This is a genomic window from Paenibacillus sp. sptzw28 (assembly GCF_019550795.1).
Classification (GTDB): domain Bacteria; phylum Bacillota; class Bacilli; order Paenibacillales; family Paenibacillaceae; genus Paenibacillus_Z.
On the sequence record NZ_CP080545.1, the window covers coordinates 5,186,028 to 5,201,491 of the forward strand.

Annotated in this window: 25 protein-coding genes; 8 read left to right on the forward strand and 17 right to left on the reverse strand. The window is 47.3% G+C overall.

The window, feature by feature from the left end; translation table 11 throughout:
* Positions 1-202 precede the first annotated feature (202 nt).
* Positions 203-799 (forward strand): hypothetical protein, encoded by a 597-nt coding sequence (locus tag KZ483_RS23920; protein WP_220350060.1) that lies wholly within the window; start codon positions 203-205, stop codon positions 797-799.
* A 391-nt stretch (positions 800-1,190) separates the two neighbouring features.
* Here the strand turns inward: KZ483_RS23920 and KZ483_RS23925 are convergent, their stop codons facing one another.
* From KZ483_RS23925 to KZ483_RS23950, 6 genes are all read right to left on the reverse strand, one after another.
* Complete coding sequence (locus KZ483_RS23925) at positions 1,191-2,279, reverse strand: Ig-like domain-containing protein (RefSeq protein ID WP_220350061.1); 1,089 nt, start codon at positions 2,277-2,279, stop codon at positions 1,191-1,193.
* On the reverse strand, positions 2,240-2,653 hold the full coding sequence (locus KZ483_RS23930) for a hypothetical protein (RefSeq protein ID WP_220350062.1): 414 nt from the start codon (positions 2,651-2,653) through the stop codon (positions 2,240-2,242). Before KZ483_RS23930 ends, KZ483_RS23925 begins: the two co-directional genes overlap by 40 nt.
* A complete protein-coding gene (locus KZ483_RS23935; RefSeq protein ID WP_220350063.1) occupies positions 2,650-3,102 on the reverse strand; it encodes a hypothetical protein in 453 nt (150 codons plus the stop codon). Before KZ483_RS23935 ends, KZ483_RS23930 begins: the two co-directional genes overlap by 4 nt.
* Before the next feature lie 116 nt (positions 3,103-3,218).
* Entirely contained in the window at positions 3,219-4,634 is a 1,416-nt protein-coding gene (locus KZ483_RS23940; RefSeq protein WP_220350064.1) for an ABC transporter substrate-binding protein, read from the reverse strand.
* A 154-nt stretch (positions 4,635-4,788) separates the two neighbouring features.
* Positions 4,789-5,649, reverse strand: a complete 861-nt coding sequence (locus KZ483_RS23945) for a glycoside hydrolase family protein (RefSeq protein WP_220350065.1) — start codon at positions 5,647-5,649, stop codon at positions 4,789-4,791.
* A complete protein-coding gene (locus KZ483_RS23950; RefSeq protein ID WP_220350066.1) occupies positions 5,646-5,951 on the reverse strand; it encodes a hypothetical protein in 306 nt (101 codons plus the stop codon). The genes KZ483_RS23945 and KZ483_RS23950 overlap by 4 nt, the downstream gene beginning before the upstream one ends.
* 568 nt (positions 5,952-6,519) lie before the next feature.
* Here KZ483_RS23950 and KZ483_RS23955 point away from each other — a divergent pair.
* Positions 6,520-7,239 carry an AraC family transcriptional regulator gene (locus KZ483_RS23955; protein WP_220350067.1) on the forward strand — a complete coding sequence of 240 codons (720 nt, stop codon included), beginning with the start codon at positions 6,520-6,522 and terminating at the stop codon, positions 7,237-7,239.
* A 420-nt stretch (positions 7,240-7,659) separates the two neighbouring features.
* Here the strand turns inward: KZ483_RS23955 and KZ483_RS23960 are convergent, their stop codons facing one another.
* Positions 7,660-7,863: a YqaE/Pmp3 family membrane protein gene (locus KZ483_RS23960; RefSeq protein WP_220350068.1), complete on the reverse strand. Its 204-nt coding sequence runs from the start codon at positions 7,861-7,863 to the stop codon at positions 7,660-7,662.
* A 202-nt stretch (positions 7,864-8,065) separates the two neighbouring features.
* Between KZ483_RS23960 and KZ483_RS23965 the strand changes: the two genes are divergently transcribed.
* Both KZ483_RS23965 and KZ483_RS23970 read left to right on the forward strand, forming a co-directional pair.
* A complete protein-coding gene (locus tag KZ483_RS23965) occupies positions 8,066-8,740 on the forward strand; it encodes a copper amine oxidase N-terminal domain-containing protein (RefSeq protein WP_220350069.1) in 675 nt (224 codons plus the stop codon).
* A gap of 15 nt (positions 8,741-8,755) precedes the next feature.
* Complete coding sequence (locus KZ483_RS23970; protein WP_220350070.1) at positions 8,756-8,977, forward strand: hypothetical protein; 222 nt, start codon at positions 8,756-8,758, stop codon at positions 8,975-8,977.
* Between the two features lie 13 nt (positions 8,978-8,990).
* Here the strand turns inward: KZ483_RS23970 and KZ483_RS23975 are convergent, their stop codons facing one another.
* A complete protein-coding gene (locus KZ483_RS23975; RefSeq protein WP_309568611.1) occupies positions 8,991-9,206 on the reverse strand; it encodes a helix-turn-helix domain-containing protein in 216 nt (71 codons plus the stop codon).
* Positions 9,207-9,334: 128 nt separating this feature from the next.
* On the opposite strand from KZ483_RS23975, the gene KZ483_RS23980 reads away from it, so the two are divergent.
* The 3 genes from KZ483_RS23980 (at position 9,335) to KZ483_RS23990 (ending at position 10,075) form a co-directional block, all read left to right on the forward strand.
* Positions 9,335-9,547 (forward strand): hypothetical protein, encoded by a 213-nt coding sequence (locus tag KZ483_RS23980; protein ID WP_220350072.1) that lies wholly within the window; start codon positions 9,335-9,337, stop codon positions 9,545-9,547.
* Positions 9,548-9,641: 94 nt separating this feature from the next.
* Positions 9,642-9,800: a hypothetical protein gene (locus tag KZ483_RS23985; protein WP_220350073.1), complete on the forward strand. Its 159-nt coding sequence runs from the start codon at positions 9,642-9,644 to the stop codon at positions 9,798-9,800.
* A gap of 35 nt (positions 9,801-9,835) precedes the next feature.
* Complete coding sequence (locus KZ483_RS23990; RefSeq protein WP_220350074.1) at positions 9,836-10,075, forward strand: hypothetical protein; 240 nt, start codon at positions 9,836-9,838, stop codon at positions 10,073-10,075.
* Positions 10,076-10,273: 198 nt separating this feature from the next.
* On the opposite strand, the gene KZ483_RS23995 is transcribed toward KZ483_RS23990, so the two are convergent.
* The 4 genes from KZ483_RS23995 to KZ483_RS24010 all read right to left on the reverse strand — a co-directional run bounded on the left by KZ483_RS23995 (position 10,274) and on the right by KZ483_RS24010 (position 11,631).
* Entirely contained in the window at positions 10,274-10,513 is a 240-nt protein-coding gene (locus KZ483_RS23995; RefSeq protein ID WP_220350075.1) for a DUF2283 domain-containing protein, read from the reverse strand.
* Positions 10,510-10,860, reverse strand: coding sequence for a hypothetical protein (locus KZ483_RS24000; protein WP_220350076.1), 351 nt, complete (start codon positions 10,858-10,860; stop codon positions 10,510-10,512). Before KZ483_RS24000 ends, KZ483_RS23995 begins: the two co-directional genes overlap by 4 nt.
* Entirely contained in the window at positions 10,857-11,138 is a 282-nt protein-coding gene (locus tag KZ483_RS24005; RefSeq protein WP_220350077.1) for a DUF3467 domain-containing protein, read from the reverse strand. The genes KZ483_RS24000 and KZ483_RS24005 overlap by 4 nt, the downstream gene beginning before the upstream one ends.
* A gap of 154 nt (positions 11,139-11,292) precedes the next feature.
* Positions 11,293-11,631: a hypothetical protein gene (locus KZ483_RS24010; RefSeq protein ID WP_220350078.1), complete on the reverse strand. Its 339-nt coding sequence runs from the start codon at positions 11,629-11,631 to the stop codon at positions 11,293-11,295.
* Between the two features lie 168 nt (positions 11,632-11,799).
* Here KZ483_RS24010 and KZ483_RS24015 point away from each other — a divergent pair, with 168 nt between their 5' ends.
* Positions 11,800-12,303 carry a YfbU family protein gene (locus KZ483_RS24015; RefSeq protein ID WP_220350079.1) on the forward strand — a complete coding sequence of 168 codons (504 nt, stop codon included), beginning with the start codon at positions 11,800-11,802 and terminating at the stop codon, positions 12,301-12,303.
* A 121-nt stretch (positions 12,304-12,424) separates the two neighbouring features.
* On the opposite strand, the gene KZ483_RS24020 is transcribed toward KZ483_RS24015, so the two are convergent.
* From KZ483_RS24020 to KZ483_RS24040, 5 genes are read right to left on the reverse strand one after another with little or no spacing between them, the layout of a single operon-like run.
* A complete protein-coding gene (locus tag KZ483_RS24020; RefSeq protein ID WP_220350080.1) occupies positions 12,425-13,060 on the reverse strand; it encodes a glycoside hydrolase family 73 protein in 636 nt (211 codons plus the stop codon).
* On the reverse strand, positions 13,057-13,533 hold the full coding sequence (locus KZ483_RS24025) for a phage holin family protein (protein WP_220350081.1): 477 nt from the start codon (positions 13,531-13,533) through the stop codon (positions 13,057-13,059). The genes KZ483_RS24020 and KZ483_RS24025 overlap by 4 nt, the downstream gene beginning before the upstream one ends.
* Positions 13,534-13,548: 15 nt before the next feature.
* Positions 13,549-14,664 carry a S8 family peptidase gene (locus KZ483_RS24030; RefSeq protein ID WP_220350082.1) on the reverse strand — a complete coding sequence of 372 codons (1,116 nt, stop codon included), beginning with the start codon at positions 14,662-14,664 and terminating at the stop codon, positions 13,549-13,551.
* 47 nt (positions 14,665-14,711) lie between these two features.
* Complete coding sequence (locus KZ483_RS24035; protein ID WP_220350083.1) at positions 14,712-14,927, reverse strand: hypothetical protein; 216 nt, start codon at positions 14,925-14,927, stop codon at positions 14,712-14,714.
* On the reverse strand, positions 14,921-15,454 hold the full coding sequence (locus KZ483_RS24040) for a DUF4376 domain-containing protein (RefSeq protein ID WP_220350084.1): 534 nt from the start codon (positions 15,452-15,454) through the stop codon (positions 14,921-14,923). Before KZ483_RS24040 ends, KZ483_RS24035 begins: the two co-directional genes overlap by 7 nt.
* Positions 15,455-15,464: the final 10 nt, after the last annotated feature.

Below are 15,464 nucleotides of genomic sequence, written 5' to 3' on the forward strand. Positions count from 1 at the left end.
TTTTGCATGGATACTGTATTATAGTCAAGCACATTCGTTTCAATCACGGCTCCTATCATCTCCCGTTTTTTTGTACTCTTGCACAATCGATATGCCGCTAAACGATAGGTGGAAATACATTTTTCGGCTGTGAACAGTCGATAACAGCTGCTCTTGAATATGCTGCGTTTATGAGTCTCTCTATGAGGAGGATAGCAGCGGTATGAAGAATCGGCACAAGCCCGCCCCCTACTACCCCGTAAGTACGATTTCGTATTATAAGAAGCCCGTCAAGAAACAGACCAATGTAATAGTTCCAAAGAAGCAAGCAAGCAATGCCAAAGAAAATAACGCTAACAATAAAGAAACAAAGCAGAATACAGTTAAACGGGAACGGACCGCTACACCTAAAATAATTAAAACCAGGAAGCCGGCCTCGAATGAAAAACGGAATGAAAAGATGAAGAAAAACCCTCAAGGCCTCCCGAATACAATTGGAGATCATACTCAAAAGACCAGCCATGAAGGCGAAATAATAGACAGCTCGTTTAATGAATTGGACTTCGGCACGAATGCGAAACCCACTCCTGGCTCAGGTTCTAAATCTAAATCTAAATCTAAATCCAAATCCAAATTTAAATCTAAATCCGGTCCTGGGCCTGGTTCTGATTCTACTGGTTCTGGTTCTGGTTCTGGTTCTGGTTCTGGTTCTGGTTCTGGTTCTGGTTCTGGTTCTGGTTCTGGTTCTGGTTCTGGTTCTGGTTCTGGTTCTGGTTCGGATTCTAGTTCTGGTTCTAGTTCCGGTTCATATTCGGATTAGGGCTCGGAAAGGCAATAGGCTTTTCATAAGTTAAGTCAACTTATGAAAAGCCTATTTATAGTTTATTGGATAATAACCGTTGCCGGCAAGCGTCTTAGATCTTGCCGCCCATCTTTTAACCGCATTCAGAAGCTTTCTGAAACGCTCTTTACAAGAGATTTGACCGCTTCAATGGGGCAAACAGAATTATGACTTTGCTTTATTTCATATTCGAACGAAGTTTTCGTGACTTTTACGTCAACGATTAGTGGAGGTGAATCTTTACTGAAGCCCCCCTTTGCAATTTCGACAGATACGGGCCTAACGACAAAAAGCCTTATTCCGATAAGATACCGAAATAAGGCTATAATCTATTTGATGGATTTTAGGGAGCAGTGTTAATTTGAGTTGATCAACTAACCCTTAATAACTCTTCTGCATCACGCAGTAAGATAGATGCCGCTTCATTTGAAATATGTTTTCCACTCTGTGCTTTAACTTCCTGCATGAAGCTTTGCAAATTACCATTTGTCAGCATGGCCTGCAAGCTTTCGGCAATCCCTTGATTATCAATCGAGCCGCTGCTTGTAAATAAGGCTACCAAGGACTGCAAAGATTGCAAGCTCGTCTTAACTTGGAACAACGCTTTGACGCTGCTTTCATTCCCCGCCTGGTCCGTTGCGGTTACGATTAACGTATGGGAACCGAGGGTAAGCGAATAAAGAGCGATCGTTTCACCCTGCTGCAGAGTCTGACCATCCAGCGTAATTGTGGTTTTGCTCGCGTCTACACCTGACCCGTTATCGTACGTCGTGAATGACGGGATGAAATCCTCGGAATCGTATACAGATTCCGTTACGGATAACGTTATATCAGGAGCGGTTCCGTCCCGTTTCAGATTAAGAACTTTCGTTGTTTCGACGTGTCCTACTGTATCGATCGAACGGTAACTGATTGTATGCGAGCCATCCTGATCCAAAATAACGGGTGCAGTATACGTACTCCACGTTGTACCACCGTTCAAACTATAACTCGTGCCCGCTAGGTCGGAAATAAGGTCTGTGGATGTCAGTGTCACGCTCACAGCCCCAATATACCAGCCATTGAGTCCATCAGGAACAGCCGGAGATACAAGCGCTTTCGTAACTGGAGGCTCGGTATCAATCGTGATCAGAGCTTCGCCTTGAACATCCGAACCATCATCAGCTTTCGCGAGTACCCTAACCTTCCCGTCTTTCTTTGCAGATAATAGACCGTTCTCACTGATCGTGGCCAAATCCGTAGGGGTTCCGTCTAGGTTCGTTACAGACCAAGTCACCGATTTGTTTCCAACATCCGACGGCTCTACAGTTGCTATCATTTGCAAAGTTCCACTTTTTTCTGTAATTGCTTGGCTTCCTGCGCTTCCTTGTACAGTAATCGAACTTGCCTGCACGGCTGCACCATAGAATTCAATCTCGGCTATGTTGCCATATCCCCCGTCAGGAGCGACATAGCGCAAATAAGCGCCCCCGGCCTGAACCGATCTGCAACCTCTTGGTAATCAGGGAATTTCTTCAAGTTTAAAAGCGCGTTCCGCACCGCGAAATCGATCGGCACTTCGCCTTCCACACCAAGTGCGGCATCCGGAGCCAGTCCCGCCGTATTGGCAAGCAGCAATGTCTGCATTTGTCCCGCAGGAACGACATTCACATTGACTTTGATTCCCGTTTCAGGCGTGCTATATTGCCATCCGTTAACTTCCTTCCTGCTCGGATTGAATTCGTTACCCTGGTTGTCAAACCAGGTTTTGCCGGACTCGCGCCACATCCGCCCGAATTCGATCTTTTTAGCCTGAAAGAATGGATATTCGCCGTCAATTTGCACACTTCTCACGATGGAAGACCTTTGCCCGGCAACGTATAATAGCTCATTCCCATCTGGTAGTATCCGTCCTGCGGAACTTCGATGGTATAGTCTGCCCAGCTGTCTTCGTCAATTAATGCCAAAGTTGAACCTGCTTGGCCATCAAGACCTGATTCAATGCGCGTTCCCGTCTTGCTGATTGCGGAATAATCAGTGGAGCGGACCGAAAGCTTAAATCCCTCGGTATCTTTGACACCCTCATCGTTATGCGCTTTATAATAATCGAAGTAAGAAGGCTCGAGCTTGCTTTGGATGTCATCGTCAGCCAGAATCGATTTCATGTCTACATCCTTGTACTTGGGAATACTGGCCATAACCGTATCGTCGAAGCCCCTGGATTGGTTCCACAACGTCAGCGATATCGTTAAAACAAGTACAACGATAATACTTACCATGTACTTGCGCATGAATCTTAGCACGAGGAAGTTCCCCCTATCTTATTACCGGCTTTCCAAACTGCCTCCGGATCATCGACATTTACGAATGAACAATGTATTCGCCCCCTGGGAAGGGGGCGAATCGAAATGACAAATGCCTATTTACCCAGCTCTTTCTTCATTTTTTCAATATCCGGCTTCAGCTTGTTCTGAATATTGTCCTGAATTTCCTGAAGGATCGCTTTGGAGTCGAGGTTCTTCTTGATCGCCTTCTGCACGCCTTCGACCCAGATTGGCCAAGCTTTTCCGTCAAGCGGATTGAGCGTCCTCTTCGGAATCTGCTTCTCGAGCTCCAAGTAGAGCTTAAAGTCTTCTTGTCCGCCCAAAAATGGATCGCTGTGTTTTTGGAACCAGTCCTTTTCCTGAATGTGCTTCCACCCCGAAAGTGTTCCACCATCGTGCCAAATTTTCCAGGCATCTTCTGAAACATTGGCCCACTCGACGAATGCCCACGCCGCTTCTTTGTTCTTGCTTTGCTTTGGGATTACGAACGTGGAGCCGCCGATACCGGTATGTACGCCAAACGGCATCGCCGTCGCTCTCCATTTGCCTTTCTGTTCGGGTACGAAATTATTAAGGGTACCCGCGCCCCAGTTTCCGAGGACCACACCCGTAAGCTCACCCTTCTTGAGCATTGCTTTCCCCTCATTGCCCCAAATACTTTTATACGGCGACCATTTGATTTGCTCGCCTCTCTTCGTGACATCCAACAATTCGACCAGACGGTCGCTGTCTCGCGTCCAGTTCAAATTCGTGTCGAAATAGCCGACTTCGTCTCCGCCCCAGTGAACCGGTCCGTCTCCCCATTCCATAAAGTACTTTCCGTCGGCTTTCAACGTTTGCGCAATCGTGAATACGTTTTCAGGATCTTGCATGTATTCCGCCAGTTCGGCCGGATCGCTCGGCAGCCCCAGCTGTTCATAAATATCCGCCCGGTAGAAAAACACGCCAGGTGCTACGTCCCAAGGAAAGCCGTACTGTTTCATGCCGTCAACCGACTTCCAACGGTTCCAGTTGTAATCAGATACATAGTCCTCATATTTCCCCGCATCGAACGGCTGCTGCAGCAAGTCCTCCAGCACATCGCCGGTGACGTATCTTGGGAAATGTCCCTGCTCGACAATGGCCACGTCCGGAGCGCCCGAACCGGCCGCAAGCGTTGTCGCCAGCTTATCGTGCATTTCCATGCCCATTTTCACCACGTTGACCTTGATGTTCGGAGATTGTTTCATGAATTCTTTAGCGATGTCTTCCAATCCAACGAATGTCCAAACCGTAATTTCTCCTGAGAGGTTGGTTTTCTTCATCATGAGATCGTTGCTGTTCGTTTCTTCTTTCTCTGCCGGAACAGCTCCCTTTGCTGGAGTTTCGCCGGCTGCATTTTCCGTCGTTTCCTTTGCATTCTCCGTAGTCTTCGAGTCTGTAGACGTTGCAGTGCCACCACCTCCGCAACCGGTAAGAACCAATGAAATACTCATAAACAGCATCAATGCGGTACTTATTACTTTTCTCATTCGAACCCTCCCCTGAATGTATGCCCTTATAAAATTGCATGAAGCCCTCTCCGAAACCCCGTTACAGCCTGAAATGATCTTTAAGATGTACGCCCGTCGCATTAGCTCATCGAACCACAGTTAATGTCCAACACCAGATTGCACTTGACGATATTCATTTTGCAGGCGTCACGGTCCCATCCGAACTGTCGCCTCTCAAATCGACGATCCCGTACGTAACCGAATTGGCTCTGTCTGTGCCAAGCGGGTGCGGGCCGCCTGAGATGACGAACACCGAATGCCTGTCGGGCATGGGCACAAGCCCACGGCTGTAACCTATCTCCGCGTTGGATTTGATTTTGGTCCAGAGTCCCTCACCGTTTTGCGTATTCAGGAACAGTGACTCATCGGAAAAAGCGGAGACGACCAACGTTCCGTTCGCACCTCCCGTCGGGAGCCATACCACATACGATGAGCTTTCTGGGCTCGTACCGTCTTCCGCAAGTAATCTGGTTCCTTTTACCGAACCGAAGTTTTCCGGATCCGGCGTGATCTTGTAAGAAATCTTACAATTTTCTGAACCGCAAACCTCGTAAGTCATGATGTAGTTTCCATTCCCCATTTGCGCGACTACGGGCATTCCCGGACGGTCAACGTACAATGGGGATGTCACATCGTCAACGACGGGCCCCCAGTTTACGCCGTCCGCAGATGTTTGATGCACGATCTTTTGGCCATACTGGGGGTCGCGTTGATCGGCATAGTAAACGATCATCTTGTTGTCTGCCACTAACAGGAACGGTTCCCAAACCGGCGTGTAACCGTTTTCCGATTTCGGCTGTCCGCCGGAAGCGATCGAGCTGACGAACGACCATGTCCTGCCGTGATCCGTGCTCTTATAGAGATCGAGCTTCGACTTGGAATAGTCTCCCGGGATGGAATTCCCTGCGCAAAGGATCGTGCCTGCCGGCATATTGCCGATTGCCTGCGGCAGCTCGTACAATTGAGGCTGCCAGCGCATCCCCCAGCCATTCACTGATCGGTCACAGTAGAAATCGGCACCCACGTCTTACCGTCATCCGTGCTTTGAAAGATCGGAAAGCTCGGCGTGCCGTTAACATATTGCTCGAACGTGGCCAGCATGGTTCCGTTGGCGGACTTGGAGTGCTGCAGACGTAGCGCTCGGCCGTAAAGTGCACCTGGACTCGGGTCGCCGAACGGTGTGTTGTACATCACTAAGGGTCCGAATGCTGCAATGACAGGATCGGCATCAGTAAAATAGGCTCTTAAAGCTGCTGCGCAGCTAATGGCTGCTATGCACGCCAACAAAACAAACATTAATTTTCTGCCCCTCTTGCTAGCAACAAATCGTGAAAATGTCATAACAAATTCTCCTTCAGTAAATGATCACTCTGCATCCGGTGAGGGTGGTATGTAAAAATGGTAAAGTAGGACGCACCATTCAACATGGCGCTTTCGTCCAAAGATACCGCCGATGACGGTACCCCGGCAGCGCCCGCGGTTGCCCGGGCATCACCCCGACGCAAATTTATATAGAGTAAATAATAGGATATTGCGAATGTAATCAAAATATTGCGAAATTGAAAATCTGCCGTAGGAATCGTGGAAATTTTCTCTTCATTGCAGCTCAGTGATAAAATATTGCGAGCAACCCTTCCTGATTTTCCATTCTATCGCTAAAACCTGTAAAGTAAGTTATGGAATCTTGTGAAACATCTTAATTTATTGCAAAATATAAGAAGCCTATAATAAATCGAGGTGAGGCATCGTGTTTTGGCAGCTTTTTTATCTGCCGCAGCCCAGCAATTTGCATTATGTCTGCTATCCAGAATCATGCGGCCGGTTTCATCTTGATCCCAGGCACCGCGTGCGGAGACCGGCCGGTTTGTGTAAGGAATACAATCTGCATCTCGTTCTATCGGGCAAAGGATATGTGGTGGCCGGGGGCGAACGGCATGAGTTGTTGCCTGGCTCGGGTTTTCTGTACGGACCAGGCGAGAGCCACGAGTATGAGTCGGATCCGGACGATCCTTGGGATGTATGCTTTGTTCACTTTGCCGGGAATGGGATTGAGCCGTTGTTGGAAGGCAAAGGTCGGGGTAAGGTTTGGCTGTTTACGCTTGCGCAGCAGCGAAGTCGCGTCGAACAGGCGCTGGAAAAGTTAAGGAGGTTGTCTGAGACATTTGAGAGTACGAATGAGCCGGCCGTATCAGCGGCTCTGTACGAGGCGCTTTCCGCACTCATGCATGATGCCGGACATCATCGCCAGACGGCGGGAAAAGGCACCCGCGAGAAGATGTTCGAAGTCGCCGACTATATCCGAGCGGGCTGTACCGGGAAGTTGAATTTGACGTCGATTGCCGACAAAGCAGGTTACAGTCCATACCATTTTACTCGTATTTTTCAAGAGTCCGTAGGAAAGTCACCCACTCAATACTTGACGGAATGTCGCATCTTGCTGGCCAAGAACTTGCTGGTATCTACTCCGCTCGCCATTAAACAGATCGCTTATGAGACGGGATTTAGCCAAAGCAGCTATTTTATCAGCATATTTCATCGGATGACCGGAATGACGCCCCAGCAGTTCCGTGATTTGTACGGATAACACTCACAAATAAAAGTAAAACGCCCCATTGGCGGGACGTTTCAGTTAAGGAAAAACTGTAAATATTTACGACGTTACAGATTTATACTCACGTTACGGAGAAGATGCAGTTTGGGACATCCTGAAGGCCCATAGATTGCAAGATTATAAGAAAACGGGACCCAAAAAGGGTCCCGTTTTCTTGGTATATAAGGGTTTCTGATGCAGTGATTACATCATGCCGCCCATTGCGTTATAGCCTGTAACATCGTTAACGATATGTCACTAAAGCGCATAGAATCAGGGTTTTTCAAGAAATGGGCTGTAACATCGTTAACGTTAAATAACGGCTTTTCATGTGCTTGCGTTACCTTTTTGTTACCCTGTTTCTAACACGATTGATGTGTCTTGCAAAAAGTCTCCCGCGTTGGAGGCTTTTTCTTAGAAACTCTTTTTATGCTCGATCGCTTTAATCAGCCTCTCGTTTCGCTTGTCTGCCTTGTGGCTTGATACTACAAGCATTGCATGGATAACTCCTGGAATCCAACCTAAGCATGTAAGGATGATATTGAAGATAAATTGAATCGGTTTACCACAAAGCAACACGGCTAATGGCGGTAATACAATTGACAATAAGTATCGCATATTTGTATACCCCTTCTTGTAACATTTTCCTACAATATTACCGCCTTTCTCCCTATTTCGCTAGACCTAAAACCAACATTTTCTTCAATACGAGGCCTTGTCGAATCCTTCGATGAAAAAGGAGAGGTTTTTGCGAGAACGCAACTTTTGTGGAGGATGCTCGTATTGGTAAAGGAAGAAAATATAGGAAGGGGAAATAAAAATGAAAAAGAAGGTCATCTTTACATCTATCATTGCAACGCTCATGCTCATGTCAGCTGGGGTCGGTGCATATGCGGCTGCGAAATTAACGCTCATCGTAAACGGCCAAGTCGCAAAGGTTGAGCCGAAGGTCATTGATGGGACTACATACGTCCCGCTGCGGGCAGCTGCCGAATTGCTTGGAGCGAAAGTAGGTTACGATGCGTCGACTCGGACGGTAAGCATTACGAGCGCCGGCTCAACGCCTACTCCAACGCCTGCCAATCCTGCGAAGTCATATTCCGTTAATGTGAAAATGACAAGCGGCCCTATGAACCTCACCATCTCAAAAGTAACGCTCGATCCTGCCTACAAGGCTGATGAGTATAGCAAGCCGGTGAAAGCCGTTGTATTGGATACCGTGGCGGAGAATACATCGGATGATACGGTTAGCTGGTATCCGGATCAAGGCGAGATCGTCACAAACACGAAAGAGCAGATTAATGCAGCAGTATTCTTGTCTGACGATGTTGGCGGCGACTTTAAAGGTAAGGTAATTAAGAAAGGAAAAATCGTCTTCGAAGTGTCCGGAGATATTGACGCCATCACAAGCTTCAATTATTTCGTATCCGGAGCGATCGGCGGAAGCTTTGAGCGCATTGGTGAAGATGCGAAAACCGAAATCATTTTACAGTAAAAGGGAGAATCAGAATTGTTCAAAAGCGGCTTCATCTTGTCGACCGGTGCCCATATCGATGCGGCCATGCATAACAAAACGCCGGTTACAGTCTGGATGAATAATGAGATCGTGGATTACGGCGGCGTGATTGAGGGGCACACAGAATACGCCGTACAAATAAACGGTGACTGGTTCCCGAAGAAGATCGTTGCAGATGATGCCGAGATCCGGCCATGTCAATTTAGGGTTCGTTGAAGAGCAGTGAGGGTCATCCCTCCTGCTCTTTTATGTATTCAATCAACTCCCCGATAGTTTCAACCCCAAGCGCCTGCATGATCTTATCCAGGTTTTCAGGCGACCAATGCCTCGCTTTGTTCTTTGCCATATCGTCGACCGTATTCCAGCGGATCCCGGTCATCTCACTGAGCTGCCGCGTATTGATTCGTTTTTCTGACATGATCTTCTCTAATTTCATTATGAGCATCGCCCTCACCTCACACCAAATATACCCGAATTCACAAAATATATCAACGAAATTCGCTATGTTTTTCAACTATTATCGTTGACATTAAACGAATTTCGTTGTATAATAAAATCAAGGAGGTGATACAAATGGACAAGCAAGCACAAACCGCATTCGATAAAATGCAAAAAAGAGAACACTCCCTGCGAGTATTACGCGACCAGATGGGACTGGGACGCATTACGCGGGAAGTGTTCCGGGAAGAAAGCTTGAAGGTCATCGAGAGATTCCGACTCTCTGATGACGAGCAGCGCGCTTACGACCTGCACTCCAAAGTACAGGAACAGCGCAAACGCAAGTAAGAATGTTGGAGGGAGTTAACGGCTCCCTCCTCCATCATAACATAAATGAGATGAATGATAAACTGCAGGCGGGCAAACAAAGGGAGGCATGATTATGAGCGGCCTAAAGCAATTGAAGCATCTGGATTACGCGGTGTATGGCAATCTCATCGTTCCATTTCTTATGTTCGAGGCAGAAGTCTGGTTTCAAATTGATGACGACATGGACGCAGGTAAATGTCGGATCGTTTGTCGGCCGCGCAAGAAGAAATAATGCCCGACGATCCTTAAACATGGGAGGTATGAGGTATGTATAAAGAGGAAGTTTTAAAGAGCTGCGTCATGCTGACAAGTGAGTATAAACGTCTGCATCAAATGCGGAGGTATTGCGAAGCGCGCGGGGATCGGGAAGATGCGAAGGGTTATTTGCGCGAAGCTATAGGCATTGACCGGGCAATTAACCTGCTAGCGGAATCCGCTGGTATCGACCCATTAGAGGTAATGGATGCATACGCCGAGGTAGCAGCGAACGAGGCAAGAAAGGTATGATGCTCTGGATAGCAATTGCGTTCATGTGGGCCTTGGTCATTATCGGGTTTATCATAACTCGAGACAAAGACAAGTAAAGCAAAAAGCCCTTAACCGGCACTCGACCGATTAGGGGCTTAAACTATGGCAACAACAATCATGCCAGCCGATGGCAGGGGGATAAAAACCGCATGCTATGCCAGCAGAAATCAAAACGATTCAATGCAACAGCCCATTCATATCATCAAACGTAATATTTCCGGGTAAACTTAGATGTCTAAGTTGCTCGGTTCTTTTCGAAAAATCAATAATTGTAATACCACTAAGTTCATCGGTATCCATATCATATCTGACATAGACTCCATCCGCATAATCTTCTGTAAAAGATGGTCGAGGATCTCCAAAAGACAGGTAAAGCACATCACTAACGACATCATAATTCACTTTAACCTTCTTCATGGATAAATCACCTTCCCATCTTTTCCCAGAACAAAATTTCTAGGAAAGAAACTTGTTTTTACATAACCTGATTTTGTACTTTTGTGATCAACCACAGTTTTTATATATTTATTAGGATAGGTTGATAAGGAACTCTTTGCAATGTATATTTTTGAAGTTGGAACTTGATGACTCTCGATAATATATTCAGGATTTTCGATACTGTCCTTGATCGCAGCCAAATTCTGCTCCATTTCTGGGTGTCCGGGTAATATATGAGCATAAAATGTCTGGCTTTTTAGTTTTACAGTTTCACCAGAAACATTCTTTGTTATAAATAAATTTTCTCCTGTTCTATCAGTGTTCATTCACCTTTCTCCTGTAATAAGCCCTTCCTTTGCAATTCCTCGATTTCACGGTAATCGGGAATTTTAATCGATCCGAACATTTCTTCATACTTCGCAATATTTTCGGCTAAAACTTGCAGAAAAGACTTAGCATGCTGCGGACTTACAGTAATTGTACCATGGGTTATCTTTTCCCCGTTCGGATTGTTTTCTTTAATTTCAAAAATAAAATCATACAGCGACACTGTAATGCCCAATTCATTTGAGTAAGTCCTAAATTTTTGATTTGATTCCGACATACTATGTACCCCCATAAATTAGAATAGAGATACATATTTCGACAATGGATAGTAAATTCCTTCCAAACACACGTTTGCTTTAAGTTATTTTCATCTGCTTCCTAAAGTATACTTACACATAACCTCATAAAATGAAAAAAAAATAATGGGACAATCATCGATGCCTCATATTTTCTATTTTCTGCTCAACTGACTTTATCACCATAGTAAGGTATAAATTTAATTCAGAATCTGATATCTCGAACTCGTCGCGGCGTCTTTGTAGCGAATACTGATAGCGATGCTCACTTATTGGATTTTCATTCACCCATATTTTGTTATGTTTCATCGACTTCCTGGATCGGGCCAACTCACTTACAATCAACTGACCAACGATCTTTCCGATTGCTGATGTCAGCCCTTTAGATTCCTTAACGAGATATTCCGCCTCATCAAACATTTTTAAAAGCGCTATGTGTGTCTTTAGGGAGATCATTGGGTCGAATCCGTTCATTGCAACAAACACCCTTTTTTCATTATTATCCCCATTATATGCGAACATTAGTTTGCATATCAATGGGGATAAGTATAAAGCCCCTCCAATAATGGCATTCGTATATACTAGTTTTTACCTAAATGGTATAATACTGCGAGTAAGTCATTAGGACAAGGAGATGAACCAGTGGACCTGTCTAAAAAGGAAAGATTGATGTTGTATAATCAGTACGAGATTCTTGAGCGTTTGAATCCTCAGGATGCTGAAACTTATAGGACGTTTCGAACTATACTAAGTAATGGATACGAGGCCCATTACGGAGATTTGGTTGAGTCGTTCTATGCCGAAATGAGTAAGGAGGCATCAGATCTAGTTGTTGACGTCTTGGATATGTACAGCTGTCTACATAATTCTTATGCTGCCTTAGAAGATAAATCAGGTATAGAGGAGTGGCAGATCGACTTCCCTGGATTTGATGGTAATAATGAGATAAGTGAACTGGGGTACACGAGATTTTTCCTTCATGATTTGGATAGATTCTCTGAACTTCAAAGAGACGGCCATGCTCAATACAACAGCCATAGCCGGATGAAAACTAAATATCGCGCAATGCTCGAAGTGTGGAGAGCGAAAGAAGAGCGATATAATCTATCCAAAGCTGACATCATCGAAATCATTAATACCAGATAAAGACCCCCTGGGTCATTTTTTACTGCGACCGTATAGTGGTATCTAAGGATTTGAGGAAGATTAGCCATACACCCTGGATTAATAAAGATAACCCCGCCAGCCGAAGCCAGAGGGGCTCGTACTATTTATTCGCAACCAGAATCGTATTAAGCCAAGTCAGCTCAGACAGCGACAACGTGCCGCTCTTCGCCTTCTCGATCCAAGCCGGGTCATTGATGACTTTCCGCTCCAGCAGCTTTTGCAGCGTCGCCACAAGCGTATCGCGTTGATATTTCGTCATCTCCAATTTGTCCTCATCCTCCCTATCGTATTGCACCAGATCGTTAGATCGAATCAGTGATACCAGTTTGCCGGGATATGCGGAATCTGTAGCATAGCCGCACGCCTGCAGCATGGCCGCTTGCTCTTCCGGCGTCTTGGACAACCTTACGCGGTGGTAACGGTTTGTACTAAGCAAACGGTCCTGGTCCTTATAGAAATTGTACACGCTTGAATATACGCGGAAATAGGCGACTGTCTCAACCCGGCGGCCGTTATATTCCTCCCATGTCGGTTTAGCGATCGTCCGACCGTCCCACCAGGGATTAGGCGTACCGCTGCCGGCTTTGATGCCGCCCAGGTTAAACCAAGGATGAATCTCGGCGCCTGTCTCCAGGATGTTTTGCGCGAGGCGAACGGACGGGAAGAGAGGGCTTCCCTCTCTCCACGCCTGGATCGCATCCGGAGCCAACGCCGCAATAAACTGTATGCGGTTCATCGCCCGTCATCGCCTTTCTGAGGACCGGCGCCACCCTTCTCGCTCAATTGCTCCAGCCATTCCCGCATGCGACCTGGAAGAGGTACGCCGATCACGCCCAGGTTCTCAACCACGCTCAAACCTTCCCGGCCACCATAGAAATAGATCGCAGCGGTCCTGAAAACCGGAGCCCCCGGCTGCACCCATTCATCAAGCAGGGACGCGAGGCCGACAACAAAAAGGACGGTGACCTTGCGGATCCCGCCCCAGAACATGATATCGCTATTCACTTTTTTGTTTTTGATTGCTCCTAGTACGCCGGTGATATAATCAAATAACATTAGAACGAGTAAAACCTGCAGCGCCTTGTCCCAACCTCCAAGCCAGTCAGTAATGAAAAGCCCGGCCGATGCAGCGATCGAGCCGATCGCCGTCTCCCTTCCACTTGCACCTACTGCTGCTGTAAGAATCGTCGATCCTGTTTCTTTGATCATCCTAGATCAACCTCCCTAGTTTATTTTGGCTGCAGCCTTACGGATAAGCAGCTCGACATAACGAAAATCTTTATACTGCTCCGGATTTGCTTTAAATTTAGCTAGCAGGTTAAGCCAAAAAGACGGCGTCTCAATCACACCTGCAGCGGTTAGGATGTCAACGGCTTGCGCGATGGTGATCGCCTCCCACTCTGGCGGCGGTGAGTACCCAACTGTTAAACGGAGTACACCCGCACCCTGCAGCCTGCGGTCATAATCATAAGTAATGGTCCGCTTAATGAGCTGAGCGTACAGCTCCGGCTCCGTGATCTTGCGTCCGTAGTCATGCTCCCACTGGTTAATGATTAAAGCAGCCGCAGCGGAAACGTGTGGTGTGGCCATAGACGTGCCGGAATAAAGCGCATAGCCGCCGCCCGGTATCGTGCTTTTCACCGCTACGCCTGGCGCGACAAGGTCAACTTGATCATTGCTGCTTGAGAACGGCGCGACATGTCCCCAAGTGTCTGCGGCTCCGACAGACACGACCTCATTGTATGCTCCAGGATAAGAGAGCTCATCTGTTGAAGCTGAGCCATCCCCATCATTGCCTGCCGCGCAATTTATGATGATGCCGGCATTGTCACAGTCGATAATAGCTTTGTGCAAACCGGGGTAGTCAGTCGGACCACCGAGAGACATGTTAATGATTCGCACCTTCTCGCCTGCTGGACCGGTCCAGTTCCTTGCATAATCCAAGGCGTCAATCAGACTCATAACGGAGCCCTGACCGTTCCGGTCCAGCACCTTAAGCGCCAGGACTCGAGCAGACGGTGCAGCGCCCACGACGCCAACGCCGTTTTGCTGTGCGGCAATCGTCCCGGTTACGTGCGTACCGTGGCCGTGCTTGTCGCTGATATCCTCCGGCGTGCTCTCCGTGGTAAAGTTACGCCCACCGATTACGACGTTGGTCAGATCGGGATGAGTCGCATCTGCGCCGGTATCGATAACGGCAATAACAACGCCCTTCCCGGTGTGCCCCTGCGCCCATAACTGAGGCGCCTGAATGAAGTCGATGCCCTCGGGGATCTCCGCCGAAACAGAAGAAGCCGCGAGCGCTATGCGCTGCGGTTGAATCAAACGTATTTTATCCATGTCTGCCTCCTTAAATAAAATAAGCCCCGCATATTATGCGGAGCCGATTACATCGGTTCACCTTCGTCAGGTTCTATTGACTTATAACAGTGATCTTTCTCGAACAAGCTTAGAAATTTACATAGAAGGATGCAGGCTTTACAACCTTTCTCGGCCCGCTTGCCTGCCCTGGAGGATATCGTCTCGTCCGGATCGCCTCCGGCCAGAGTGTTAAAAAACTGATCGATGGATATCAGCATATTCCATACATAACGCTTTACCATATAATAGATTCGATTGTTGCTGAATCCTCTGCCGATTTGACCTGCGCTTCAAGTACGAAGTATTTCATCTGCTGAGACTTATCGTGAGTTGCCCCGTCTTTGATGACTTGGATGAACTGGTCCCGTGAATGCGACGTAAAGGCCGCGTCCTCGATAACATACCAATCGACGCTTGTTATCGTCGGGTCCAGGCTGAGCAGCGTTCCCTGAGCGCGGAAATTGTCCGCCGCCTTCTTGTCGTAGTTATACGTTTTGGGCGTTGCGCCGTCCAGGGCCGTAGAAGTAAACGACGAATAAATGACATTATCTCGGGCGGCTTCTAGCTCTGCGAGCTTATTTGCCTTTACTTCGTCCAACGATGGCGGCGGCGGTACTGGCCGTGTCCATGCTGTGCCGTCGTAGACGTCGCCAAGCTGCACATCGTCAGTCTCGGAAAGCAGGAGCATGTTAGCCGCTTCGACTTCACCAGATAGATAAGATAGACTTATGCAGCGCCCTGCGTCGTCTAACTGTGCGTACTTAAACATTCATTTCCCT